The organism is Sphingomonas sanxanigenens DSM 19645 = NX02 (assembly GCF_000512205.2).
Taxonomy (GTDB): Bacteria; Pseudomonadota; Alphaproteobacteria; order Sphingomonadales; family Sphingomonadaceae; genus Sphingomonas_D; species Sphingomonas_D sanxanigenens.
This window is the reverse complement of the sequence record NZ_CP006644.1, coordinates 4862126-4885716: the sequence shown is the minus strand read 5'-3', so window position 1 is coordinate 4885716 and position 23591 is coordinate 4862126. Positions and strand designations below refer to the sequence as shown.

Below are 23591 nucleotides of genomic sequence, written 5' to 3'. Positions count from 1 at the left end.
CTGAAGCGCGTTGAGCCACAGACCGCGCGTCGGGTCGAGGGGTGTTCGACCGATGTCAGGCGAGCGGCAGCCGGACCTCCACCGCGAGCCCGCCGATCGCGGCGCGGCCGAAGTGCAGGGTGCCGCCCATCTGCACGGTGAGCGCGCGGACGATGGCGAGGCCGAGGCCCGCGCCGGCGCCGGCGCCGCGGTCTCGGGAGGGATCGAGGCGGTGGAAGGGCTCGGCAAGGCGCTCCAGTTGGTCCGCGGGGACGCCGGGTCCGTCATCCGCGACGATCAGCCGAGCGAATCTGCCGGCCTGTTCGATGCGGACTTCCGCCTGGCTGCCATGGCGCAGCGCGTTGCCGACGAGATTGTCGAAGATGCGATCGAGCGCGAGCGGCGGGGCACGGACGACGAGCCGTTCATCGGCGGGCCGTTGGTCGACAGGCGTCGACAGCATCACGGTCTGCCCCATCTCGCGGCGCGCCGCGACCAGCCGGACGACCGCGGCGAGAAGGTCCACCGGTGCGCGGCGCATCGGTTCGTCGGCATCGGCGCCGCCGCCGTGCTCGCTGTCGAGCGCGGCGAACAGCATCGTGTCGTCGACCAGCATCGCCATCTCGCCGATGTCGGTGATCGCACGCCTGCGCTGCGCCTCGTCGTCGATGAATTCGGCGCGAAGGCGCAGGCGGGTGAGGTAGGTGCGCAGGTCATGCGCGATCGCCGCCAGCATCCGCGTGCGCTCGGCCATCAGCCCGGCGATGCGGCCCTTCATCTCGTTGAACGCGCGCGCCAGTTCGCGCACGTCGCGGGGGCCCAGTTCGGGCAGGTCGGGGGTGTCGTGGCCGGCGGCGAAGCCGCGCACCCCGGCGGCGACGCGGCTGATCGGCCGCGCCGTCTGCCGCACCGCGAGCAACAGGATCAGGATCAGGACGATGCCGCCCGCAGTGGCGAGGATCGACCGCCGCCGCAGATAGGTGCGCATCCCGGCGGAGGGCCTGCTCTCGATCACCAGCCAACCGCCGCCCCGCAGCGCCACGGTGACGCGGACGAGCGCGAGGAGGCGGCCGGGCCCGCTGCGATCGCCGAACCAGCGACCGAGCGGCCCGCGCCGCGCGTCGAGCCGCACCGGCCGGCCGAGCTGCATGCGATAGCCGTTACCGAGCCGCTGCAGCGCGGTGCCCACCGCGGCACGGCGCGGGGGCGGGGCGGCGCCGGCGAGGCGGACGGTGTAGAGAGCGCCATCGAACGCCTCGATCATCTGGGTGCGTCGCGCCGGCGGCTGCACCTCGATCGCTTCGACGATCGCGGCAAGTTGCGAAGGGCGGGGGAGGCTGTAGGGGCGTCCAGCTTCGCCGCCGTCCGGATAGCCCAGCGACGCCACGATCCCCAATTGCAGAAGCACGAAGCCGACGATCATGATCGCGCCCAGCCGCATCGTCAGGTTGGCCGCAAGCGACATCGTATCAGCCCTGGTCGACCGGCGCCGCCAACACATAGCCGCCGCCACGCACGGTCTTGATCAGGTCGCGGCCGCTCTCATGCAGCGCGAGCTTGGCGCGCAACCGGCTGAGCTGGACGTCGATCGTCCGGTCGAACGGCTCGGCATTGCGGCCGCGCGTCCAGTCGAGCAGCTGATCGCGGTTGAGCACGCGTTGCGGATGGCGGACGAAGCACAGCAGCAGGTCATGCTCGCCGCCGGTCAGCGTCACCGGGCTGCCATCGGGGTCGGTGAGCTGCCGGCCGCCGGCATCGAACGACCAGCCGACGAACCCGTAGCGCTCGACCGGCAGGCTGGTGTGGACGCGCGGACGATCGCGCGTCCGCCGCAGGATCGCGCGGACGCGGGCGATCAGTTCGCGCGGGTTGAACGGTTTGGGCAGATAATCGTCAGCGCCGACCTCCAGCCCGATGATGCGATCGATGTCGTCGCCGCGCGCGGTCACCATCAGCACCGGCGTTTCGCTGGTGGCGTGAAGGCGGCGGCACAGCGATAGCCCGTCCTCGCCCGGCAGCATCAGATCGAGCACGGCGAGGTCGATGCGGCGGCGTGCGTGCAGCCGGTCGAACTCCTCCGCGGTGCGGCAGGCGCCGACCTCGAATCCCTCGCGCCTGAGCAGCGCGGCGACGAGATCGCGGATCTCGTCATCATCCTCGACGAGGGCGATGAAGCTGGTGTCGGCCATCCGCCCATATCCTCCGCGTGGGCCGCGGCGGGCAAGCGCCCGGCACGGCACCGTTACCTTTCGTTACGCTTCGTCGCGCCGGTGTCGCATCCTGCTTACCCCACGGGCCTAGACCGGTCGGCGAACGGCACGCCCCCGTCGTTCGCAACGTGTGGAGTAAACAGATGACGTCCAAGCTTTTCGGGCTCGCCGCCGTCGCCAGCCTCGCCCTCACCGGCATCGCGCTGCCGGAAGCCGCGCAGGCGCGCGAACGCTTTCGCAGCGTCCATGCGCACGGTCCGCAGGGCCGCGGCTATGATCGCTACCGCCAGGTCTCGCGCCAGCCCGGTTCGCTTCAAGTGCAGCGCGGTTACCAGGGCAGCGGCGGTCGTGGCATCCAATCGTCGCGCGGCCGGAGTTGTGCCAACGGCACCTGTTCCGGCGGCGCGAGCCATGTGACCAACAACGGCACGAGCTGGGGCCGCAGCGGCACGATCACCAACAATGGTGACGGTACCGCCAGCTACGCGCGCTCCGTCACCGGCCCTGGCGGCGGCAGCCGCTCGTCGAGCGGTACGATCGGCCGGCGCGACTGATCGGTCGCATTTCCCCTTCGCTCCGCCACCTCCTCCGGCGGATCGATCGCCCGGCCGGCTGTCCCAAACCCCAACCCGCCGGCCGGGCACCCCAATCCCGGAGTTCATACCCAATGCCCATCCGCATTCCCCTTCGCTACCGCATGACGTTCGTGACGCTGGCGACCTTCGCCGCGGCGACGACCGGCGTGCCCGCCAACGCGCAGCGCTTCGGCGGCGGCGATCATTTCGCCGATGCCGATGTCGATGGTGACGGCACCATCACCCGCGAGGAGTTCGCCGCCGCCCGCGCACGGAGCTTCGACAAGCTCGATCGCAATGATGACGGCGTCGTCCGGAAGGGCGACTTCAGCCGGCTCGCCAGGTTCAAGCCCGATGCCGCGCAGCGGCTGCAGCGCATGATCGACGCTGCCGACACCAATCGCGACGGCAAGGTTACCCGCGACGAATTCGTGGCCGCGCCCTCGCCGCTATTCGACCGCGCCGACACCAATGGCGACGGCGTACTCTCCAAGGCCGAGGCGGACGCGGCGCGCAGTGCGCTCGCCGCCGCGAAGAAGCGATAGGACCATGCCCGAACTCGCCAAATCGCCCATGTTCGTTGGGCTGGTGCTGGCGCTGGTCCTCGGCGAACTGGTGTGGCGGCTGCGCAGCGGCCGCGGCTATAGCTGGACGACCGCGCGCACGACGCTGGGCCTCGCCGCCGGCAACTTCGTGATCGGAGCGGCCAATGTCGTGGTGCTCGGCGCGGCCTATGCGGCAGTCTGGGCGCTCACCCCGCTGCGCCTGCCGCTCGACGACTGGCGGACCTGGGCCGCGGCCTTCCTGCTGGTCGAGTTCGCCTATTACTGGTTCCACCGCGCGAGCCACCGCGTCCGCTGGATGTGGGCGACGCACGCGGTGCACCATTCCGCCGAGCAGATGACCTTGCTGTCCTCGATGCGGCTGGGCTGGACGAACCTGTTCTCGCTCGGCTGGACCTTCTACCTGCCGATCGTCGCGATGGGTTTCGATCCGCGGCTCGTGCTGGGGATGATCGCGCTCAACCTGCGCTACCAGTTCTTTCTCCACACCGAGGCGGTCGGCCGGCTCGGGCCGCTCGAATGGATCTTCAACACCCCGGCGCACCACCGCGCGCACCACGCCTCGAACGATTGCTATATCGATCGCAACTATGGCGGCGTGCTGATCGTCTTCGACCGGCTGTTCGGCACGCTCGCGCCGCGCCGCGACGAACCGATCCGCTACGGCCTCGCGCATCGGAAGGACGAGACCAACCCGATCCGGCTCGCCTTGCGCGAATGGGGGATATTGTTCGCCGACATGCGCAAGGCGGGATCGGTGAAGGCGGCGGTGCGGATGGCGCTGTCGCCGCCGTGAGGGCTGGATGGGAAATCCCGACCCCATACCCCACCCTCCGTTCGCCCCGAGCGAAGTCGAGGGGGCCGTCGAGCGCAGCCGAGACGGCGGCTTGGGGCTCGCTCCGAGCGGGTCTCGGTTCTCGGCTTCGCTCGAACCACCCCTCGACTGCGCTCGGGGCAAACGGGGGATGGGAAGAATATTCGGGCGGGGAACAGCGTGCGTTGGCGCCCCGCTCAAAGGCTCCACCTACAGCGGCTTGCCCGCCCGGCCCGCGAGTTCGACGACATATTGCCACGCCACCCGGCCCGAACGGCTGCCGCGCTGCGTCGCCCAGCGGATCGCGTCGGCGGCGTCGAAGCTCAGGTCGAACCTGCGGGCATAGGCGGCGACCATCGCGACATAATTGTCCTGGTCGACGGTGTGGAAGCCGATCGAAAGGCCGAAGCGATCGGCGAGCGCGAGCTTGTCGTCCGCTTCGTCGCGCGGGTTGATTGGGCTGTCCTGCTCGCGCAGGTCGCGCGCGACGATGTGGCGGCGGTTGGAGGTGACGTGCAGCCGCGCATTGGCCGGGCGCGCCTCGGCGCCGCCTTCCAGCAGCGAGCGCAGGGTGCGCGCCTCGGCGCCGTTCTCCTCGAACCCGATATCGTCGATGAACAGGGCGAAGGCGCGCGGCGTATCCGCAATCAGCGCGAACAGCCTTGGCAACGTCGCGAGCGCGTCGGCCGCGACCTCGATCAGCGCAATTGCTGCGCCTTCATTTTGCAGCGCACCAACCATCGCCTTGACCAGCGCCGACTTGCCGGTGCCGCGCGCACCCCATAGCAGCACGTCATGCGCCGCATGGCCGCCGGCGAGGCGCCGGCCATTCCCGACGACCGCTTCCTTTTGCGCATCGATGCCGGTCAGCAAGGCCAGCGGCAGCGGCCGAAAGTCCCGCGTCGACGTCAAAAGCCCGGCCTGCCAATGATAGGCGGGCGCCGCGAGCGGGTCCGCCTGCGCGGCCGGCGGCGGTGAGATCCGGTCGAGCGCGTCGGCGATCCGGGCGAGATGGGCGGCGAGAGCTTCCTGTGACATGCGCGGGCCATAGAACAACGTGCGCCAAATCAGAACAGCACAACCGTCATGCTGCGTTCGCACTTTTTTCGCACTTGCGAAATAATTCGACAGTCGGCCCGCTTGGGCTAAAACGTGATCCGAGCAAATTTATGGGGCGGCATGACTGATACTCTCATTACCCCGGTGATCCTCTCCGGCGGCTCCGGCACGCGGCTCTGGCCGATGTCGCGGCCCGAGAAGCCCAAGCAATTGCTGGCGCTGACCGCGGACGAAACGATGCTGCAGCTTACCGCGCAGCGCGTCGGCGATCTGGCGCGCTTCGCCTGCCCGATCGTCGTCGCCAATGCGCTGCATGCCGACCAGATCGAAACCCAGCTCACCGAGGTGGGCTGCGCGCCGCAAGCGCTCATCCTTGAACCGATCGCGCGCAACACGGCGCCGGCGATCGCGCTCGCGGCGCTGATCTGCGCACCCGAAACGCCGCTGCTGGTGATGCCCAGCGACCATGTCGTCGAAGATGTCGACGCGTTCCGCGCCGCGATCGAGGCGTTGCTGCCCTTCGTCAATGACGGCTGGCTGGCCACCTTCGGCATCACCCCCGACGCGCCCGAGACCGGCTATGGCTATATCAAGATCGGCGCGGAGGAGGCCCCTGGCGTAAGACGCGTCGAGCGCTTCGTCGAGAAGCCCGACCGTGCGACGGCCGAAGCGATGATCGCCGCCGGCGATCATGTGTGGAACGGCGGCATCTTCATGTTCCGCGCCGACGTCTATCTCGGCGCGCTCGCCGCGCATGCCCCCGAGATGGTGGAGGCCGCGCGCCGCGCGATCGACGAAGGCAAGCGCGACGGCGCGCGCATCTATCCCGATCCGATCGCGTTCGGCGCCAGCCCGTCCGACTCGATCGACTATGCGGTGATGGAAAAGGCGTGGCGGGTCGCGGTGGCCCCGGTGAAGATGGGCTGGTCCGACGTGGGCAGCTGGGATGCGCTCCACGCGCTCAGCGCGCTCGACGGCGAAGGCAATGCGCACCAGGGTGAGGTGATCGCGATCGACTCGCGCAACTGCCTGATCCGCAGTGACGGCATCCGCGTCGCCGCGGTCGGCCTCGATGACCTCATCATCGTCGCCTCGGGCGATTCGGTGCTGGTGCTGCCGCGCGGTCGTTCGCAGGACGTGAAGAAGATCGTCGAGGCGCTGAAGGACCGGTGATGCGTGCGCCATCGGGTTCGGCCGATGGCGCCGTTGGTCAACCCGCGGTCACGCGACCTTGAAATAGGTCAGGAAGGGCGCCAGCCGCCAGTCGATCGCGGCGCGGTCGACGTTCGGCAGGACGCCCAGCAGCGCTTCCTGCTGGCTGTCGCCGATCACGATCGAGAGATAGAGGTCGACCGCGGCCACCGGATCGTCGAAATTGGCGCGGCCCTGCTGCGTCCACTGCCAGAAGCATTCGATCAGTTCCTCGCCGCGCCCGCCATAGACCTGATCGTGGAACGCCCGGCCGAAGGCAGGATCGCGCAGGCTTTCCTGGATGACGATGCGGTTGAGCGCGACCACCTTGGGCTGGCACATATGCCCCCGGATCCGGTAGGCGAGTTCGCGAAGCTGCGCGGACGGGGGTGCCGCGTCGAGCTCGGTCGACCAGTTGGTGTCGAGGTCGCGATCGACAAGGCGAACCACCATCGCCCGCAACAGCCCCTGCTTGTTGCCGAACATGTCGTAGACCGTTGCCAGCGACCCGCCCGAGCGCTTGACGATCGCCGCGAGGCTGACGCGGTCGAACCCCTGGTCGAGGAACAACTCCTCGGCCGCATCGAGAATCGCATTCCGGCGGTCTTCCCGCCGATGTATCACGGCTGCATCGCCGTCCTTAACCACCCCACCCACACTCCTGAAAGACGTTCGCAGAAACGACCTTGACCTGTAATGTACGTTACATTACCGGCGCAGACAAGCATTGTTGCGATGCGGTATAGTCGGCATCGCCCTAACGATCAGGACGAACAGGATGATTCGCAAACAGGGACTGGCCGGTCGCGGCACGGCGCTGGCGACGGTGATCGGGCTGGCGCTTGCGCTGTCCGCATGTGGTGGACAACAGCAGCAGCCGCCGCCGCCGCCGCCCGCGGTGACGGTCTACACCGTCACCCAGCAGCCGGTGGCGAACGTCATCGAATTGCCCGGCCGCATCCAGGCGGTCCGTACCGCCGAAGTGCGCGCGCGCGTCAACGGCATCATCGAGGCGCGCCTTTACGAGGAGGGCACCGATGTGTCCGCCGGCAAGGCGTTGTTCCAGATCGATCCGCGCGAACTGCGCGCCAGCCTGAACGGCGTGCAGGCGCAGCTCCAGCGCAGCCAGGCAACCGCGGCCAACGCGGCGCAGGTGGTCGGCCGCTACGAGCAGCTCGTGCCCGAACAGGCGATCAGCAAGCAGGAATATGATGCCGCCGTGGCACAGCTCCGCACTGCCCAGGCAGACGTGGCGCAGGCCCGCGCGCAGGTCGATTCGGCGCGGCTGAACCTCGGCTATTCCACGGTGACCGCGCCGATCTCCGGCCGGGCGAGCCGTGCGGCGGTGACCGAGGGTGCGCTGGTCAGCGCCAGCAGCGGCACCTTGCTGACGACGATCGAACAGATCGACCGCGTCTACGTCAATTTCTCGCAGTCCAGTTCGGACGTCCTCGCGGTGCGTCGCGACGTCGCCTCGGGCAAGATCAAGATGGGCAACCTCAACCAGGTGCGGGTCACGCTGATCCTGGAAGATGGCAGCATCTATCCGGCGCAGGGCGTGATCGACTTCCTCGATCTCGCGATCGACGAACAGACCGGCACCGCCGCGCTGCGCGCCGAAGTGCCCAACCCGCAGCGCGTGCTGCTGCCGGGCCAGTTCGTCCGTGCCCGCGCCGAGATCGGCACGCGCCCCGATGGTCTCGTCGTGCCGCAGCGGGCGGTCCGCACCACGCCGCAGGGCGCTTCGGTGATGGTCGTCGGCCCCAAGAACGTCGCGATGGTGCGGCCGGTGAAGCTGGGCGACCTGCAGGGTGCCAATTGGGTGATCCTCGACGGGCTGAAGCCCGGCGACAAGGTGATCACCGACGGTCTCCAGAAGGTGATGCCCGACAAGCCGGTGACGATCGTGCCCCCCGGCAAGCCCGCCGCGGCGCCCGCGCCTGCGCAACGCTGATCGGAGGCCTCGATGTCCCCCCGCTTTTTCATCGACCGCCCGGTCTTCGCCTGGGTGATCGCCCTCGGCATCCTGCTTGCCGGGATCATCGCGCTGCGCGCGCTGCCGATCGAGCAATATCCGACCGTCGCGCCCCCCTCGCTGACGATCAGCATCACCTACCCCGGCGCCGACGCGCAGACGCTTGAGCAGAACGCGACGCAGATCATCGAGCAGGAGCTCAACGGCGTGGAGGGCTTCCTCTACATGTCGTCCACCTCCAACTCGAACGGCACCGCGGAGATCACCGTCACCTTCGTCGCCGGTACCGATATCGACGACGCGCAGATGGAGGTGCAGAACCGCCTGCGGCGCGTCGAGCAGCGGCTGCCCGAAGAGGTCCGGCGCCAGGGCATCCAGGTCAACGAGGCCAATCCGGGCTTCCTGTTGATCGTGGCGATCACCACCGACAACCAGACCAACGACCCGTACGAGCTCGGCAACTTCGCCAACACGCGCGTGGTCGACGAACTGCGCCGCGTAACCGGCGTCGGCAACATCCAGTCCTTCTCGCCCGAATACGCGATGCGCATCTGGCTCGATCCCGAAAAGCTCGCCAGCTACAACCTGTCGCAGGCCGAAGCGCTGGCGGCGGTTCAGGAGCAGAACAGCCAGTCCCCGGGCGGCCAGCTCGGCGATCTGCCGATCGCCAACGGCACCGAGATCAACGCCACGATCACGACGCAGAGCCGCTTCACCCGGCCCGAGCAGTTCGAGCAGATCATCCTGCGCGCCAATCCGGACGGGTCGGCGATCACGCTCAAGGATGTCGGCCGCGTCGAGCTTGGCGCCGCCAACTACATCTTCTCGAGCGAACTCAGCGGCAGGCCGATGGCTGGTCTCGCCGTCCAGCTCTCGACCGGTGCCAACGCGCTTGCCACCGCGGAAGCGGTCAAGGAGCGGATGAAAGAGCTTTCGAGCACCTTCCCGGCCGGCTACAAATGGTCGATTCCCTACGACACCACGCCGTTCATCAACGTCTCGGTCGAAGAGGTGGTCAAGACGCTGATCGAGGCGATGGTGCTCGTCTTCCTCGTCATGTTCCTCTTCCTGCAGAACTGGCGCGCGACGGTGATCCCGACGATCGTCGTGCCGATCGCGCTGGCCGGCGCCTGCCTCGGCCTGTGGCTGTTCGGCTTCTCGATCAACGTGCTCAGCCTGTTCGGCATGGTGCTTGCGATCGGCATCCTCGTCGACGACGCGATCGTCGTCATCGAGAATGTCGAGCGCATCATGAGCGAGGAAGGGCTTTCGCCGCGCGACGCGACGGTGAAGGCGATGGGGCAGATCACCTCGGCGATCATCGGCATCACCCTGGTGCTGATCGCGGTGTTCATCCCGATGGCCTTCTTCCCGGGCTCCACCGGCGGCATCTATCGCCAGTTCTCGGTGACGCTCGCCATCTCGATCGCCTTCTCGGCGCTGCTCGCGCTGACCTTGACGCCGGCTTTGTGCGCAACCCTGCTCAAGCCGCACGACCATAGCCACCACACCGGCCCGGTCGGGCGCTTCGCCAGCGGCTTCTTCGATCGCTTCAACCGCTGGTTCGGACGCACGACGGACCGCTATCAGGGCGGGATCGGCAAGATGCTCAGGGCACCGGTGCGCTGGCTGGCGGTGTTCCTCGCGCTCGTCGGCGTGACCGCGCTGCTGTTCACCCGGGTGCCCGGCGGCTTCCTGCCCTCGGAGGATCAGGGCTATGTGATCAGCGTGGTGCAGGCACCGCCGGGCGCCACGCTCGAGCGGACCAACGTCGCGATCGATCAGGTCAAGGCGTTCTACAAGCAGCAACCGCAGCTTGAGAACCTCATCATCATCCGCGGCTTCAGCTTCTTCGGCCAGGGCCAGAACAACGCGATCATGTTCGCGCCGCTGAAACCGTGGGAAGAGCGCAAGGGCAGGGAAAACAGCGCGTTGGGCCTCGTCGGCCGTGCGCTGGGGCTGATGGGTACGGTCAAGGAGGCGATGGTCTTCTCGCTCAACCCGCCGCCGATCCAGGAACTGGGCAATGCCAGCGGCTTCACCTTCAAGCTCCAGGATCGCGGCAACAACGGCCAGGCGGCGCTGCTCGCGGCACGCAACCAGGTGCTGGGTGCGGCGAGCCAGAGCCCCGTGCTCGCGGGCGTCCGCCCCGAAGGGCAGGAGGATGCGCCGCAGCTCAAGGTGGAGATCGATCGGGTGAAGGCGCGCGCGCTCGGCCTGTCGATCGGGGACGTCAACGCGACGCTCGCCATCGCCTTCGGCAGTGCCTACGCCAACGACTTCACCCGCGACGGCCGCGTACTGCGCGTGCTGTTGCAGGCCGATGCGCCGCACCGCATGACTCCGCAGGACGTGCTCGACCTGCGCACGCGCAACGCGGAAGGCCAGATGGTGCCGTTCGGCGCCTTCACCACCGTGCAGTGGACCGCAGGCCCGCCGCAGCTCCAGCGCTACAACGGCTATTCGGCGATGACGATCTCGGGCACCCCGGCGCCCGGCCGTTCGAGCGGCGAGGCGATGGCGGAAATGGAGCGGATCGCCAAGGGTCTGCCCACCGGCTTCTCCTTCGAATGGACCGGCATCTCCTATGAGGAGAAGCAGTCCGCTGGCCAGATCGGCCTGCTGCTCGGTCTCTCGCTGGTGGTGGTGTTCCTGCTGCTTGCGGCGCTCTACGAAAGCTGGTCGATCCCGATCGCGGTGCTGCTGGTCGTGCCGTTGGGCGTGCTCGGCTCGGTGCTGTTCTCGATGCTCCGCGGGCTTTCGGCGGACGTCTATTTCAACGTCGGCCTGATCACGATCATCGGCCTTGCCGCCAAGAACGCGATCCTGATCGTCGAGTTCGCGATCGAGCAGGAGGATAGGGGCAAGAACCCGTTCGACGCGGTGATGGAAGCGGTGAAGCTGCGTCTGCGACCGATCATCATGACGTCGCTCGCCTTCATCCTCGGCATGGTGCCGCTGGTGATCGCAAGCGGCGCCGGCGCCGCCAGCCGCATCGCGGTGGGCTCTGGCGTGATGGGCGGGATGATCGCGGCGACCATCCTCGGCGTGTTCTTCATCCCCGTCTTCTATCTCTCGGTCCGCCGCTGGATCACCAAGAAGCGGCCGAGCATGCATCATGATCGCGACGCCGCGCCGAAGGAGGGCTCCGCCCATGCATAAGCTCGCAGCTCCCGCGGTGCTGCTCGCCGCGACCATGCTGGCGTCGTGCAACATGGCGCCCAAGCATATCCGCCCCGACCTGCCGGTGACCGATGCCTATCCGGAGGGTGTCGACATGCCCGCCGGCGCCGGTGCGGTCCGCGCCACCGAGATCGGCTGGACCGATTTCTTCGCCGATCCCCGGCTGGAGCGGCTGATCCGCGAGGCGCTGGCCAACAACCGCGACCTCGCCGTCTCGATCGCGCAGATCGAGGAGGCGCGCGGCCAGTATCGCATCCAGCGTGCGGACCAGCTGCCGACGCTGGACGGCTCGGCATCCTATACCAAGAGCCGCACCCCGGCCGCCGGGATCGGCATCCCCGGGATCACCGGCTTCACGCAGGAACAGTATCGCGCCGGTGTCGGCGTCACGAGCTTCGAGCTCGATTTCTGGGGCCGGGTGCGCAACCTCAACGAGGCGGCGCGCAGCCAGTTCTTCGCGACGGTGGAGGCGGAACGCGCCTTCCGCCTGAGCCTGATCCGCGACGTGGCGACGAGCTATTTCACGATCCGCGAATCCGACGAACGCATCGCGCTGGCCGAAGCGACGGTGAAGAGCCGGCAGGACGGGCTGCGCATCGCCAAGCGCCGCCTCGATGCGGGGGTGACCTCCGCGCTCGACTATCGCCAGTCCGAAACCTTGCTGACGCAGGCGGAGACCGAGCTTGCCGCGCTCAGGCTCGCGCAGGCGCAGGCGCGCAACTTCATGACCGTGCTCGTCGGCGGGGTGCTGCCCACCGACCTGCCCGAGCCCCTGTCGCTGGCACAGCAGACCGAATCGCCGCGGCTGGAGGCTGGGCTGCCGTCAGACCTGCTCACCGCGCGTCCCGATATCATCGCCGCCGAGGAACGGTTGCGCGCCGCCCGCGCCAATATCGGCGCGGCGCGCGCGGCCTTTTTCCCGACGATCTCGTTGACCGGCAGCTTCGGTTTCGCCTCCAACGCGCTCGACGACCTCATCGGATCGGACACCAGGCAGTGGAGCTATGGGCCGGCGATCTCGCTGCCGATCTTCGATTGGGGGCGCACCAAGAGCAATCTTTCGGTTGCCGAGGCGCGCGAGAACATCGCCATCGCCAATTATGAGCGCGCGATCCAGGGCGCGTTCCAGGAGGTGGGCGATGCGCTCGCCGGCCGCCGTTATCTGGCCGAGCAGGTCTCCGCGCAGGAGCGTGCGACCACCGCGCAGCGCCAACTCGCGAGCCTTGCGCGCACGCGCTACCGCGAGGGCGTCGCCGATTATCTCGAGGTGCTCGACGCCGAGCGCAACCTGTTCTCGGCGGAACAGGCGCTGCTCCAGGCCAAGCGCACGCAGGCGGAAAATCTGGTGGCGCTCTACGTCGCGCTGGGCGGCGGGCTGGTCGACGGGGGCGGCGGCTGACGCGGCACCGCCTGCGCATTTCCTCCGGCGGGATAATCGTCTAGCCCCGTCATCATGACCACCGACAGCGCAGCAGTACCCGCCAGCACGGCCATCCCGGCCGCGACGCTGGTGCTGTTCCGTGAGCGCGTGGCCGGGGCGCCGCCCGAACTGCTGATGGTCGAGCGATCGGGCAAGATGGCGTTCGCGGCGCAGGCGCTGGTGTTTCCCGGCGGGCGCGTCGACCCCGACGACCATCGGCTCGCGGCGCGCTTCGCGGACCTTTCGCCCGAGGACGCCGCCGCCCGCGTCGCCGCGATCCGCGAGACGATCGAGGAAAGCGGCATCGCCGTCGGCCTCGGTCCCGCGCCCGATGCCGCCGGGCTTGCCGACCTGCGCGCCGCGCTCGCGACGGGCGGCACGCCCTTTTCCGCGCTGCTCGATCGCCATCGCCTGTCGCTCGATCTCGCGGCGCTGGCGCCGTTCGCGCGCTGGTGCCCGAAGGGGCATGAGACGCGCATCTTCGACACGCGCTTCTACCTGGCCCGCGCCGCAGCCGATGCGCCGGAACCGCGCGTCGATGCGACCGAGAATGTCCATGCGTTGTGGATCAGCGCCGCCGACGTGCTCGAGGCGGGCAGCGCGGGCACGCGCCGGCTGATCTTCCCGACGCGCCGCAACCTCGAACGGCTGGCGCAGTTCGCCAGCCATGCCGAGGCGATCGCGCATGCCGCGTTGCATCCGATCGACACGATCTCGCCCTGGGTCGAGGTGCGCGACGGTGAACAGCATCTCTGCATTCCCGCCGGGCTCGGCTATCCGGTGACGGCCGAGCCGCTGGCCTCGGCGCTCCGCGGCTGAGGCGGCGCGCGTGGCGCAACGACGCAAGCGTGCCCGGCCGCGCCGGCGCAGCACGGCCGGGCGCTGGCTGCGCATCGCGGTGCTGGTGTCGTTGCTCGGGGTGGCGGGCTTCGTGCTCCACGTCTGGAACCGCGACCATCCCGAGGATCTGCCGTGGACGCGCCTCAACCTGGCCGATCCGATCGGGCTGTTCACCGGCCGCAAGCTCGCCGGGCTGACGGGTGACGCCACGCTCTGCCGCGCGCTGCTCGACGATGCCGGCGTCAGGTTCACCGCGGTCGCGCCGCACGGCACCGGCCAGTGCCATTATGCCGATGGCCTGCGGCTGGCGCCCGGCGGCGCGCGCGAGATCGGCTTCCGCCCCACCGGGCCGATCATGGCCTGCCCGGTGGCGGCGGGGCTGGCGCTGTGGGAATGGAACATCGTCCAGCCCGCGGCGCGGCGCCATCTCGGCGCGCGCGTCGTCGCGTTCGACCAGTTCGGCACCTATAATTGCCGCCACATCGCCGGCCGCCGCGCGTGGAGCGAGCATTCGACCGCCGATGCGATCGACATCGCCGGCTTCCGGCTGGACGACGGCCGGCGGATCAGCGTGCTGACGGACTGGCAGGGGGCGGGGGATCGCGCCGCCTTCCTGCGCGAGGTACGCGACGGCGCCTGCAAGACCTTCTCGACGGTGCTGTCACCCGACTATAATCGCGCCCACCGCGATCATCTGCACCTCGACCAGGCCGAACGCGGCAAGGCCGGCTGGCGCGCCTGCCGGTAGTCACCCGGCACGCGCACGCTCATTCAGCCCGCATAGGCCTTGATCAGGTCGAACAGATAGTCGCGGCCGACATAGACGCCGCGCGCCTCGATCCGCTCGTTCAGGCCATGTGCGCCATTGCCGTCGGGGTCGTACCAGGAACCGGGCACGCCATAGGTCGGGATGCCGATCGCCTGCAGGAAGATGCCGTCGGTCGCGCCCGTCGCCATTGCGGGCACCACCGGCACGCCCGGAAAATAGCGCGCCGAGAGCGTCGTCATCGGATCGATGATCTTCGGATCCATCGGCGGCGTCTTGGCGAGGGGGCGGACGGGCGGCACCAGCGTTACCGTCACCTTGGGATCGCCGATCACCGCGACGAGCTTCGCCTGCGTTTCCTCGACGCCGTGCCCGGGGAAGATGCGGCAATTGACGTTGGCCGCGGCGCGCTGCGGCAGCGCGTTGTTGGCATGGCCGCCTTCGAGCAGGGTGGCGACGCAGGTCGTGCGCAGCATCGAATGGAAGCCGCGATCGGTGTTGAGGATCGCCTCGGCCGCCTTGTCGCCCGGGTTCCTGACGATCGCCAGCATCGCCGCACCCACCTCGTCCTTCCGCGATGTGCCGGTCTGGGTGAAGTAGGCGCGCGTCGTATCGTTGAGCTCGACCGGGAATTCATGCGCCTGGATTCGGGTCAGCGCCTGGGCGAGCTCGTAGATCGCGTTGTCGGGCACCGGCACCGAACTGTGGCCGCCGGGGTTGGTGGTCTCCAGCCGATAGTTCTGCACCGCCTTCTCGCCGACCTGCAACTGCTGCGCGATCAATTTGCCCTTGCCGTCGGTATCGCCGCCGCCGCCCTCGTTGAGCGCGAATTCCGCCGCGATCAGTTCAGGCCGGTTCGCCGCCAGCCATTGCGCGCCGTTGAAGGCCCAGGTGGTTTCCTCGCCGCAGGTCAGCGCCAGCTTGATCGTGCGCTTGGGGCGATAGCCCTCTTCCTTCATGCGCATGAACGCGTCGACCCAGATCGCGTCCATCGCCTTCATGTCGGCGACGCCGCGGCCATAGAAATAGCCGCCTTCCTCGATGAAGGCGAAGGGATCGCGCGTCCAGTCGGCGCGCTTGGCCTCGACCACGTCGAGATGCCCCAGCAGCAGCATCGGCTTCAGCGTCTTGGAACTGCCCGGCAGCACCACCACGATCCCGCCGTCCTTGGGATGCTCCGGCACCGCGAACCGGGTGATGTCGCTGTCGGCAAAGCCCGCGGATTTCAGATGCCCGGCGATCTTCGTCGCGAGATCGGTGCAGCTTCCGGTGGTGACGGTGGTGTTGGTTTCCACCATTTCCTTCAGCAAGGCGCGATAGCGTTGCTGATCGGGCCGCAACTGCCTCGTCTGCGCCTGGGCCCCGGTTGCCGTGATCGCTGCCGCTGCTGCCAGCAGCGCCGCCGATATCGCTCGCATTTCATTCCCCCCTGCCCAAAGGCCGGCTTCATGTCTCGGGGGCTTTGGCTCGGGCGTAAAGCGCAAACTGCCGGCACGGAAAAAAGCCCTCTCCCACAAAAGGGAGAGGGCTCGAGACGTCTGCTACTCCGCTGCCGGCAGGTAGATTTCGCTGCCCTTCTCGCGGAACTTCTCGCTCATTTCCGCCATGCCTTCCTCGGCGGCGATGAAGGTGTCGGCGCTGCTGTTCTGCTTCGCCGCGAAGTCGCGCACTTCCTGGGTGATCTTCATCGAGCAGAATTTCGGCCCGCACATCGAGCAGAAATGCGCCGACTTGGCGCCCTCGGCCGGCAGGGTCTGGTCGTGATACTGCTCCGCCGTGTCGGGATCGAGCGACAGGTTGAACTGGTCGCGCCAGCGGAATTCGAAGCGGGCGCGGCTCAGCGCATCGTCGCGCAGCTTGGCGGCGGGATGGCCCTTGGCCAGATCCGCGGCATGGGCGGCGAGCTTGTAGGTGACGACGCCGACCTTCACATCGTCGCGATCGGGCAGCCCCAGATGCTCCTTGGGCGTCACGTAGCAGAGCATCGCGGTGCCGAACCAGCCGATCATCGCCGCGCCGATCGCCGAGGTGATATGGTCGTAGCCCGGCGCGATGTCGGTGGTGAGCGGCCCGAGCGTGTAGAAGGGGGCCTCGCCGCACGCTTCGAGCTGCTTGTCCATATTGGCCTTGATCTTGTGCATCGGCACATGGCCGGGGCCCTCGATCATCACCTGCACGTCATGCTTCCACGCGACCTGCGTCAGCTCGCCCAACGTCGCGAGTTCGCTGAACTGGGCTTCGTCGTTGGCGTCGGCGATCGACCCGGGGCGGAGGCCGTCACCCAGCGAGAAGGCGACATCATAGGCCTTCATGATCTCGCAGATGTCCTCGAAGCGCTCGTAGAGGAAGCTCTCCTTGTGGTGCGCGAGGCACCATTTCGCCATGATCGATCCGCCGCGGCTGACGATGCCGGTCACGCGCTTGGCGGTCATCGGGATATAGGGCAGCCGCACGCCGGCGTGGATCGTGAAATAGTCGACGCCCTGTTCGGCCTGCTCGATCAGCGTGTCGCGGAAGATCTCCCATGTCAGATCCTCGGCGATGCCGCCCACCTTCTCCAGCGCCTGGTAGATCGGCACGGTGCCGATCGGCACGGGCGCGTTGCGCAGGATCCACTCGCGGGTGTCGTGGATGTTGCGGCCGGTGGAAAGGTCCATCACCGTGTCGGCGCCCCAGCGGATCGACCAGACCATCTTGTCGACCTCGGCCGCGACGTTCGACGCAACCGCCGAATTGCCGATATTGGCGTTGATCTTCACCAGGAAGTTGCGGCCGATCGCCATCGGCTCGGTTTCGGGGTGGTTGATGTTGTTGGGGATGATCGCGCGGCCGCGGGCGACCTCGTCGCGCACGAACTCGGGCGTCACATAATCGGGGATCGACGCGCCGAAATCCTGGCCGTCGCGGATCAGCTTTTCCTTGAGCGCGGCGCGGCCGACATTCTCGCGGATCGCGACATATTCCATCTCGGGGGTGATGATGCCGCGGCGGGCATAATGCATCTGGCTGACATTGGCGCCGGCCTTCGCGCGCAGCACCTTGCGGCGGACGTTGGGGAAGGCCGGCACGCCGCCCGAGCGATCGGGGCCGAGCTGGCCATTATCCTCCGGCTTCACCTCGCGCTGGTCGACTTCTTCCACGTCGCCGCGGCTGCGGATCCAGTCCCGGCGCAGTTCGGGGAGGCCCGCCATGATGTCGATGCGCGCATTGGGGTCGGTATAGGGGCCCGAGCAGTCATAGACGCGCACCGGCGGCTCGCCCGACGACGGCTCGAGATCGATCTCGCGCATCGCCACGCGATGCGCGCCGACATGGATCTTGCGGCTGCCGCGGATCGGGCCGGTGGTGACGGCAAGCTCGGTACGGGCTGGGATGTCGGCCATTCTATAACTCTCCTTCAACGGGAAAGAGAGCGGCGGCCCGCGCCTCCCTCCCTACGCCGGCGCTAACCGGATCAGGTTCAGCGGGTCATGGCATCAGCCATATCTCAGCTGCTTGCGTGCAGCCCCCCGGGGATAGCGCGGTTGTATGGGCTTATCGCCGGCGTGGCTAGCCCCCAGACAGGCGTTCAGAGCGCTGTATTGTCTCGCGTCGTCGGGCCGCTGCCGTCGCGGCTCGTCATCACCAGCGTCGCCAGCCGTGGCAGATCGCGGAACATCAGCCGATAGACGGTCTCCGGCGCGTCATAGCCCTTGATCGACACATGCGTCATCGGCGGGCGCATATGGTCGGGGATCGGCGTCTTGAGCATGTCGAGCGCCGATTTGCCGACGACGATCTCGCAACCCAGTTCCTTGCACGCGGATTCGAGGCGGAACGCCTTGTTCACGGTATCGCCCAGCGCGGTGAAGTCGGCGATGGCGGTGCTGCCCATATTGCCGATCTGGGCATAGCCGGTGTTGATCGCGGCGCCGAACGCCAGCGGCCGCGGCAGCGAGAAGCGCTGCTGCATCGGCTCGATGATCAGGTTGATCTGCGCGATCGTATCGATCACCACCGCCAGCTCCTCCGGCATCACCGATGCGCCGGGATGCAGCCAAACCGCCATCACCGCATCGCCGATATATTTCTGCGACCAGCTCTTGTTGCGGAACAGCACGGCGCCGATCTCGCGGAAGATCTCGCTCATCAGCGCCGAAATCCGCTGTTCACCCAGTTCGCGCGACAGCACGGTATAGTTGCGCATGTCCGCCACCATCACGCTGATCAGGCTGTTGGCGAGATGGACCATCGTCGGCAGCGGCGAATCGAAATCCGCCACCGTCGTCGCGGGCTCGGGCTGGTTGAACAGCAATTCCTGGTTGCCGATGCGGATGATGTCCTGATCGGACAGGCGCGTGGGCGTGGTCAGCTGGCGGCCGTTGAGCAAGGTGCCGTTGCGGCTGCCGCTGTCGGAAACGACGCAATGGCCGGTGGCGTCGCGGCGGATCATCGCATGCTCGCGCGAAGCGACCTGATCGTCGAGGATGATCGTCGAATGCGGGCTGCGGCCGATCCGACAGACGCTCAGCCGTTCGATCGAGAAGCGGATATCGCGGCCGGCAATGATCGCTGTGATATACGGATCGGATGCCGCCATGCGCTGCGAAGAACCCCCCTTCTCCCCTGTCTTCATCTGGCCGCAGGGCAGCGAGTCATATCCCGAATATTGCCGATGCCGCTGCGACGCAATTCCCTAATCGGCACGTGCGATCAACCGAACAGTGTGAGCACCGCATCGGCGAGCGCGGGATCTCCCACCGCGATCACCCGTCCGTCGCTGCCGTCGCCGAGCGCGCGGCCCTGCCAGTCGCACATCCGGCCGCCGGCGCCCTCGACCACCGGCACCAGCGCCGCGAAGTCGTAGAGCTTCAGCCCCTGCTCGACGACAAGGTCGATATGGCCCGAGGCGAGCAGCCCGTAATTGTAGCAGTCGCCGCCCAGCAAGGTGTCGCGGCAGCGCATCCGCAGCGTTTCGAACCAGTGGCCGCCGATCTCGTCGAACAGCCAGGGCGCGGTCGTGGCGAACAGCGCGGAGGGGATGACCGGGCAGCGCCGCGTCCTCGCAGGGGCGCCCTGGAAGAGGGTCGGGTGGCCGGTGGCGCCCAGCCACCGCTCGCCGCTGATCGGCTGGTCGATCACGCCCAGCACCGGGCGCCCGGCCTCCAGCAGCGCGATGAGCGTGCCGAAGATCGGCCGGCCACCGATGAAGGCGCGGGTGCCGTCGATCGGATCGAGCACCCACACCCGCTCCGCATCGCCGCGATCGATGCCATATTCCTCACCGATCACGCCGTCGGCGGGCCGTTCGGTGGCGAGCAGCGCGCGAATCGCCGCCTCGGCGGCGCGATCGGCCTCGGTAACCGGCGAATTGTCTCCCTTGGTCTCGATCTCGAAACGCTGGCGGAAAAAGGGGCGGATCGCGGCGCCGGCGGCGTCGGCGAGTCGTCGGGCAAGTTGGATATCGCTGTCGCTGACCATGGCGATGACCTAGCCCAGCCGGGCCGAGGGGGCTAGGCTCCAGAACCGATGGATTCGCCTCGCATCGTCGCACGGAACCGGCATGACGACGGTATCGACGCGTGGGGCGTGGTGCGCGCCACGCCGGGTACCGCGCTGGCCGGCGCCGTGCGCGGCTATGCCAGCTATTGGGAACGCACCGCATCCTTCACCGCGCGGCGCGAACTCGCCTCCACCGCGGTGGTGCTGATCGTCAATCTCGGCGACGTGCTCGAGCTTTGCGACGGGCGGGGGGACGTGCTGCGGCTGGGCCCCGGCGAAGGGTTCGTGGCGGGCATTCACACGGCCACGGCGATCTCCCGCTCCACCGGCACGCAGGCCGGGGTGCACGTGTTCCTCACCCGCGCCACGCTGTCGCGCCTGCTCGGCATGCCGCTGGAGCATCTGCTCAACCGCTGCGTCGATCTGGAGGCGGTGCTCGGCCCCGGTATCCGCAGCCTGTGCCAGCGGCTGGGCGAGACCGCGGACGCGCAGTTCCGTTTCGCGCTGCTCGAACGGGCGATCATCCAGCGGCTGGCCGAGGCGCCAGCCCCGGACGCGGCCATGCTCCACGCCGAACGCCGGTTGGCGAGCGCATCGCCGCCGCCGGTCGCCGCCCTGGCCGCCGAGCTCGACCTCAGCCGCCAGCATTTCGCGCGCCGCTTTCGCGAGACGACCGGGCGAACTGCGCCGACGGCTGCTGCCGCACGGCTATGGCGTGCGCGATAGCTGATCTTCCATCGGTGCAAGACCGGCCGGCGGCGCGTCGCTAGGCTTCGTGGCAATGCTTCAGTTCGGGAGAGCCACAATGCACCACGCCCTGATTCCCTGCCTGCGCTACGCGGATGCGCCCGCTGCCATCGCCTTCCTGTGCGATGCCTTCGGCTTCGAGCGGCATGCCGTCTATGCCGACGATGCCGATCCCTCGATCATCCACCACGCCCAGCTGACGCTCGACGGCAACATGATCATGCTCGGCAGCGCCGATAACGGCAGCGAATCGGCGAAGCTCTACAACTGGAAGACGCCGGCCGAGGCCGGCGGCATCACGATGTGCGTCTGCGCGGTGATCGACGATCCCGATGCTCATGCCGCCCGCGCGGCCGCCGCCGGCGCCCGGATCATCCGCGCGCCATACGACAATGCCGGCTATCCGGGGCGCGCCTATGACGCGCTCGATACCGAGGGCAATGTCTGGAATTTCGGCAGCTACGATCCGTTCGCGGCGTAGCGGCCCGCTCCCCTCCCGCATGCGGGAGGGGAGCATCGCGATCAGCGGGCGATGCCGCCGGCAGCGAGCACCGCGAGCGTCACCAGTTCGGATGCGGTCGACGCCATCGTCGCGACCTGCACCGACTTCTCCATGCCGATCAGCATCGGCCCGATGACATGATCGCCGCCCAGTTCGCGCAGCAGCTTGGCGGAGATGTTGGCGGACTGGAGGCCCGGCATCACCAGCACGTTGGCGGGCCCGGAAAGGCGGCAGAACGGGTAGTTCGCCATCAGCTTCGGATTGAGCGCGACGTCGGGCGCCATCTCGCCCTCGAACTCGAACGAAACGCCGCGCGCATCGAGGATTGCCACCGCCTCGCGGATGCTCTCCAGCCAGTTGCCCGGCGGGTTGCCGAAGGTGGAATAGCTGAGGAAGGCGACGCGCGGTTCGTGGCCCATCTTGCGGGCGACCGCGGCGGTGCCCTCGGCGATGTCCGCCAGGCAGGCGGCGGAGGGGCGCTCGTTGACCGTCGTGTCGGCCATGAACACGGTATGGCTCTGGCCGACAAGGATGTGGATGCCGAACGGCGTCTGGCCCTCGATCGGATCGAGCACGCGGCGGATCTCGCGCATCGACTGCGCATAGGGCCGGGTCACGCCGGTGATCATCGCGTCGGCTTCGCCCATCTTCAGCAACAGCGAGCCGAACAGGTTGCGATCCTGGTTGACCATCCGCTCGACCTCGCGCTTGAGGTAGCCGCGGCGCTGCAGCCGCTCGTAGAGCAGCTCCACCATCTTCGGCACCAGCGGCGAGATGCGGCTGTTGTGCAACTCGAAGCTGTGCGGATCGTCGACGCCCAGCGCCTTCAGCCGGTCATAGACCTCGTCGCGGCCGACCAGCACCGGCGTGCCATAGCCGCCGTCGCGGAACTGGATCGCCGCGCGCAGCACCACTTCTTCCTCGCCCTCGGCGAACAGCACGCGCTTGGGATGCGCGCGCGCGCCTTCGTAGGCGAGCGTCAGCACCGAGGTGGTCGGGTTGAGCCGGCCGCGCAGCGCGTTGCGATAGGCACCCATGTCGAGGATCGGCTTGGTGGCGACGCCACTGTCCATCGCCGCCTGCGCGACGGCGGCGGGCACCACCTCCATCAGCCGCGGATCGAACGGGGCGGGGATGATATAGTCGACGCCGAAGCTGTGGGTGCGGCCGCCATAGGCCTGCGCCACCTCTTCGGGCACCGCCTCGCGCGCCAGCCCGGCGATCGCGTTGGCAGCGGCGATCTTCATCTCCTCGTTGATCGCCGTCGCGCGCACGTCGAGCGCGCCGCGGAAGATGAAGGGGAAGCCGAGGACGTTGTTCACCTGGTTGGGATAGTCAGAACGGCCGGTGGCGATGATCACGTCGGGGCGCGCGGCCTTCGCCTCGGGCGGGGTGATCTCCGGATCGGGATTGGCCATCGCGAAGATGATCGGCCGCTTGGCCATCGTCTTCACCAGCTCGGGCTTGAGCGCGCCCGCCGCGGACAGGCCCAGGAAGATGTCGGCATCGACCATCGCCTCGGCCAGCGAGCGCCGGTCGGTCTTGGCCGCATGCGCGGACTTCCACTGGTCCATGTTTTCCTGGCGGCCCTGGTAAATCACGCCCTGGCGGTCGCACATCAGCACATTGTCGTGCGGCACGCCCATCGCCTTGATCAGCGCGGTGCAGGCGATCGCCGCGGCGCCCGCGCCGTTGACCACCACCCGCACGTCCTTCAGGTCGCGTCCGGTGATGTGGCAGGCGTTGATCAGGCCGGCGGCGGTTATGATAGCGGTACCATGCTGGTCGTCATGCATGACCGGAATGTTCATCCGCTCCTTCAGCGCCTGCTCGATGATGAAGCATTCGGGCGCCTTGATATCTTCCAGGTTGATGCCGCCGAAGCTGGGCTCCAGCAGCGCCACCGCGTTGATGAAGGCGTCGGGATCCTCCGTGTCGAGTTCGAGATCGATCGAATCGACGTCGGCGAAGCGCTTGAACAGCACCGCCTTGCCTTCCATGACCGGCTTGGACGCGAGCGCGCCGAGATTGCCGAGACCCAGGATCGCGGTGCCGTTGGAGATCACCGCGACGAGGTTGCCCTTGGCGGTATAGTCGTAGGCGGTCGCGGGGTCGGCTGCGATCGCGCGGACCGGCACGGCGACGCCGGGGGAATAGGCCAGGCTCAGGTCGCGCTGCGTCGCCATCGGCTTGGACGCGATGATCTCGATCTTCCCGGGCCGTCCGTAGGAATGGAACAGCAGCGCCTCGCGCTCCGAGAACTGGACGTTCGCACCTTCGCTCATC

20 protein-coding genes and 1 riboswitch are annotated in these 23591 nt (G+C 68.1%); of the genes, 11 read left to right on the top strand and 9 right to left on the bottom strand.

Annotated features, from left to right (window positions below; genetic code table 11):
• Positions 1-55: 55 nt before the first annotated feature.
• Together NX02_RS22380 and NX02_RS22375 are read right to left on the bottom strand one after the other, a co-directional pair.
• Complete coding sequence (locus NX02_RS22380; protein ID WP_025294395.1) at positions 56-1444, bottom strand: ATP-binding protein; 1389 nt, start codon at positions 1442-1444, stop codon at positions 56-58.
• Between the two features lie 4 nt (positions 1445-1448).
• Positions 1449-2168: a response regulator gene (locus tag NX02_RS22375; protein WP_025294394.1), complete on the bottom strand. Its 720-nt coding sequence runs from the start codon at positions 2166-2168 to the stop codon at positions 1449-1451.
• A gap of 164 nt (positions 2169-2332) precedes the next feature.
• Here NX02_RS22375 and NX02_RS22370 point away from each other — a divergent pair, with 164 nt between their 5' ends.
• The 3 genes from NX02_RS22370 to NX02_RS22360 all read left to right on the top strand — a co-directional run bounded on the left by NX02_RS22370 (position 2333) and on the right by NX02_RS22360 (position 4123).
• On the top strand, positions 2333-2743 hold the full coding sequence (locus NX02_RS22370; RefSeq protein WP_025294393.1) for a hypothetical protein: 411 nt from the start codon (positions 2333-2335) through the stop codon (positions 2741-2743).
• 113 nt (positions 2744-2856) lie between these two features.
• The gene (locus tag NX02_RS22365; protein ID WP_025294392.1) at positions 2857-3309 is read left to right on the top strand and encodes an EF-hand domain-containing protein; all 453 of its coding nucleotides are present in this window, start codon (positions 2857-2859) and stop codon (positions 3307-3309) included.
• A gap of 4 nt (positions 3310-3313) precedes the next feature.
• Positions 3314-4123, top strand: coding sequence for a sterol desaturase family protein (locus NX02_RS22360; protein WP_025294391.1), 810 nt, complete (start codon positions 3314-3316; stop codon positions 4121-4123).
• A 228-nt stretch (positions 4124-4351) separates the two neighbouring features.
• On the opposite strand, the gene NX02_RS22355 is transcribed toward NX02_RS22360, so the two are convergent.
• Positions 4352-5179, bottom strand: a complete 828-nt coding sequence (locus tag NX02_RS22355) for an ATP-binding protein (RefSeq protein ID WP_025294390.1) — start codon at positions 5177-5179, stop codon at positions 4352-4354.
• Positions 5180-5320: 141 nt separating this feature from the next.
• On the opposite strand from NX02_RS22355, the gene NX02_RS22350 reads away from it, so the two are divergent.
• Positions 5321-6373, top strand: a complete 1053-nt coding sequence (locus NX02_RS22350) for a mannose-1-phosphate guanylyltransferase/mannose-6-phosphate isomerase (protein ID WP_025294389.1) — start codon at positions 5321-5323, stop codon at positions 6371-6373.
• A 48-nt stretch (positions 6374-6421) separates the two neighbouring features.
• On the opposite strand, the gene NX02_RS30960 is transcribed toward NX02_RS22350, so the two are convergent.
• Positions 6422-7015: a TetR/AcrR family transcriptional regulator gene (locus NX02_RS30960; RefSeq protein ID WP_158014148.1), complete on the bottom strand. Its 594-nt coding sequence runs from the start codon at positions 7013-7015 to the stop codon at positions 6422-6424.
• A 154-nt stretch (positions 7016-7169) separates the two neighbouring features.
• Here NX02_RS30960 and NX02_RS22340 point away from each other — a divergent pair, with 154 nt between their 5' ends.
• From NX02_RS22340 to NX02_RS22320, 5 genes are all read left to right on the top strand, one after another.
• Entirely contained in the window at positions 7170-8345 is a 1176-nt protein-coding gene (locus NX02_RS22340) for an efflux RND transporter periplasmic adaptor subunit (protein ID WP_025294387.1), read from the top strand.
• Positions 8346-8357: 12 nt separating this feature from the next.
• The gene (locus tag NX02_RS22335; RefSeq protein ID WP_025294386.1) at positions 8358-11528 is read left to right on the top strand and encodes an efflux RND transporter permease subunit; all 3171 of its coding nucleotides are present in this window, start codon (positions 8358-8360) and stop codon (positions 11526-11528) included.
• Positions 11521-12948 carry an efflux transporter outer membrane subunit gene (locus NX02_RS22330; protein WP_025294385.1) on the top strand — a complete coding sequence of 476 codons (1428 nt, stop codon included), beginning with the start codon at positions 11521-11523 and terminating at the stop codon, positions 12946-12948. The genes NX02_RS22335 and NX02_RS22330 overlap by 8 nt, the downstream gene beginning before the upstream one ends.
• Positions 12949-13002: 54 nt before the next feature.
• Complete coding sequence (locus tag NX02_RS22325; protein WP_025294384.1) at positions 13003-13788, top strand: NUDIX hydrolase; 786 nt, start codon at positions 13003-13005, stop codon at positions 13786-13788.
• Between the two features lie 67 nt (positions 13789-13855).
• Positions 13856-14557 carry an extensin-like domain-containing protein gene (locus tag NX02_RS22320; RefSeq protein WP_039997964.1) on the top strand — a complete coding sequence of 234 codons (702 nt, stop codon included), beginning with the start codon at positions 13856-13858 and terminating at the stop codon, positions 14555-14557.
• Between the two features lie 23 nt (positions 14558-14580).
• Here NX02_RS22320 and NX02_RS22315 read toward each other — a convergent pair whose 3' ends face one another.
• From NX02_RS22315 to hisN, 4 genes are all read right to left on the bottom strand, one after another.
• Positions 14581-15993, bottom strand: coding sequence for a M20/M25/M40 family metallo-hydrolase (locus tag NX02_RS22315; protein WP_025294382.1), 1413 nt, complete (start codon positions 15991-15993; stop codon positions 14581-14583).
• Positions 15994-16116: 123 nt separating this feature from the next.
• Positions 16117-17958, bottom strand: a complete 1842-nt coding sequence (gene thiC, locus NX02_RS22310) for a phosphomethylpyrimidine synthase ThiC (RefSeq protein WP_025294381.1) — start codon at positions 17956-17958, stop codon at positions 16117-16119.
• Positions 17959-17989: 31 nt separating this feature from the next.
• Positions 17990-18097, bottom strand: a riboswitch (TPP riboswitch).
• A 46-nt stretch (positions 18098-18143) separates the two neighbouring features.
• Positions 18144-19154 (bottom strand): adenylate/guanylate cyclase domain-containing protein, encoded by a 1011-nt coding sequence (locus NX02_RS22305; RefSeq protein ID WP_025294380.1) that lies wholly within the window; start codon positions 19152-19154, stop codon positions 18144-18146.
• A gap of 113 nt (positions 19155-19267) precedes the next feature.
• Complete coding sequence (hisN, locus tag NX02_RS22300; RefSeq protein WP_025294379.1) at positions 19268-20035, bottom strand: histidinol-phosphatase; 768 nt, start codon at positions 20033-20035, stop codon at positions 19268-19270.
• A gap of 48 nt (positions 20036-20083) precedes the next feature.
• Here hisN and NX02_RS22295 point away from each other — a divergent pair, with 48 nt between their 5' ends.
• Together NX02_RS22295 and NX02_RS22290 are read left to right on the top strand one after the other, a co-directional pair.
• Positions 20084-20782: a helix-turn-helix domain-containing protein gene (locus NX02_RS22295; RefSeq protein WP_025294378.1), complete on the top strand. Its 699-nt coding sequence runs from the start codon at positions 20084-20086 to the stop codon at positions 20780-20782.
• A gap of 79 nt (positions 20783-20861) precedes the next feature.
• Complete coding sequence (locus NX02_RS22290) at positions 20862-21284, top strand: VOC family protein (protein ID WP_039996782.1); 423 nt, start codon at positions 20862-20864, stop codon at positions 21282-21284.
• Between the two features lie 41 nt (positions 21285-21325).
• Here NX02_RS22290 and NX02_RS22285 read toward each other — a convergent pair whose 3' ends face one another.
• The gene (locus NX02_RS22285; protein WP_025294376.1) at positions 21326-23590 is read right to left on the bottom strand and encodes an NADP-dependent malic enzyme; all 2265 of its coding nucleotides are present in this window, start codon (positions 23588-23590) and stop codon (positions 21326-21328) included.
• Position 23591 lies beyond the last annotated feature (1 nt).

Coding starts and splice junctions, on each gene's coding strand:
- NX02_RS22380 (WP_025294395.1), bottom strand. CDS start 1,444: ATGTCGCTTGCGGCCAACCTGACGATGCGGCTGGGCGCGATCATGATC.
- NX02_RS22375 (WP_025294394.1), bottom strand. CDS start 2,168: ATGGCCGACACCAGCTTCATCGCCCTCGTCGAGGATGATGACGAGATC.
- NX02_RS22370 (WP_025294393.1), top strand. CDS start 2,333: ATGACGTCCAAGCTTTTCGGGCTCGCCGCCGTCGCCAGCCTCGCCCTC.
- NX02_RS22365 (WP_025294392.1), top strand. CDS start 2,857: ATGCCCATCCGCATTCCCCTTCGCTACCGCATGACGTTCGTGACGCTG.
- NX02_RS22360 (WP_025294391.1), top strand. CDS start 3,314: ATGCCCGAACTCGCCAAATCGCCCATGTTCGTTGGGCTGGTGCTGGCG.
- NX02_RS22355 (WP_025294390.1), bottom strand. CDS start 5,179: ATGTCACAGGAAGCTCTCGCCGCCCATCTCGCCCGGATCGCCGACGCG.
- NX02_RS22350 (WP_025294389.1), top strand. CDS start 5,321: ATGACTGATACTCTCATTACCCCGGTGATCCTCTCCGGCGGCTCCGGC.
- NX02_RS22340 (WP_025294387.1), top strand. CDS start 7,170: ATGATTCGCAAACAGGGACTGGCCGGTCGCGGCACGGCGCTGGCGACG.
- NX02_RS22335 (WP_025294386.1), top strand. CDS start 8,358: ATGTCCCCCCGCTTTTTCATCGACCGCCCGGTCTTCGCCTGGGTGATC.
- NX02_RS22330 (WP_025294385.1), top strand. CDS start 11,521: ATGCATAAGCTCGCAGCTCCCGCGGTGCTGCTCGCCGCGACCATGCTG.
- NX02_RS22325 (WP_025294384.1), top strand. CDS start 13,003: ATGACCACCGACAGCGCAGCAGTACCCGCCAGCACGGCCATCCCGGCC.
- NX02_RS22315 (WP_025294382.1), bottom strand. CDS start 15,993: ATGCGAGCGATATCGGCGGCGCTGCTGGCAGCAGCGGCAGCGATCACG.
- thiC (WP_025294381.1), bottom strand. CDS start 17,958: ATGGCCGACATCCCAGCCCGTACCGAGCTTGCCGTCACCACCGGCCCG.
- NX02_RS22305 (WP_025294380.1), bottom strand. CDS start 19,154: ATGGCGGCATCCGATCCGTATATCACAGCGATCATTGCCGGCCGCGAT.
- hisN (WP_025294379.1), bottom strand. CDS start 20,035: ATGGTCAGCGACAGCGATATCCAACTTGCCCGACGACTCGCCGACGCC.
- NX02_RS22295 (WP_025294378.1), top strand. CDS start 20,084: ATGGATTCGCCTCGCATCGTCGCACGGAACCGGCATGACGACGGTATC.
- NX02_RS22290 (WP_039996782.1), top strand. CDS start 20,862: ATGCACCACGCCCTGATTCCCTGCCTGCGCTACGCGGATGCGCCCGCT.
- NX02_RS22285 (WP_025294376.1), bottom strand. CDS start 23,590: ATGAGCGAAGGTGCGAACGTCCAGTTCTCGGAGCGCGAGGCGCTGCTG.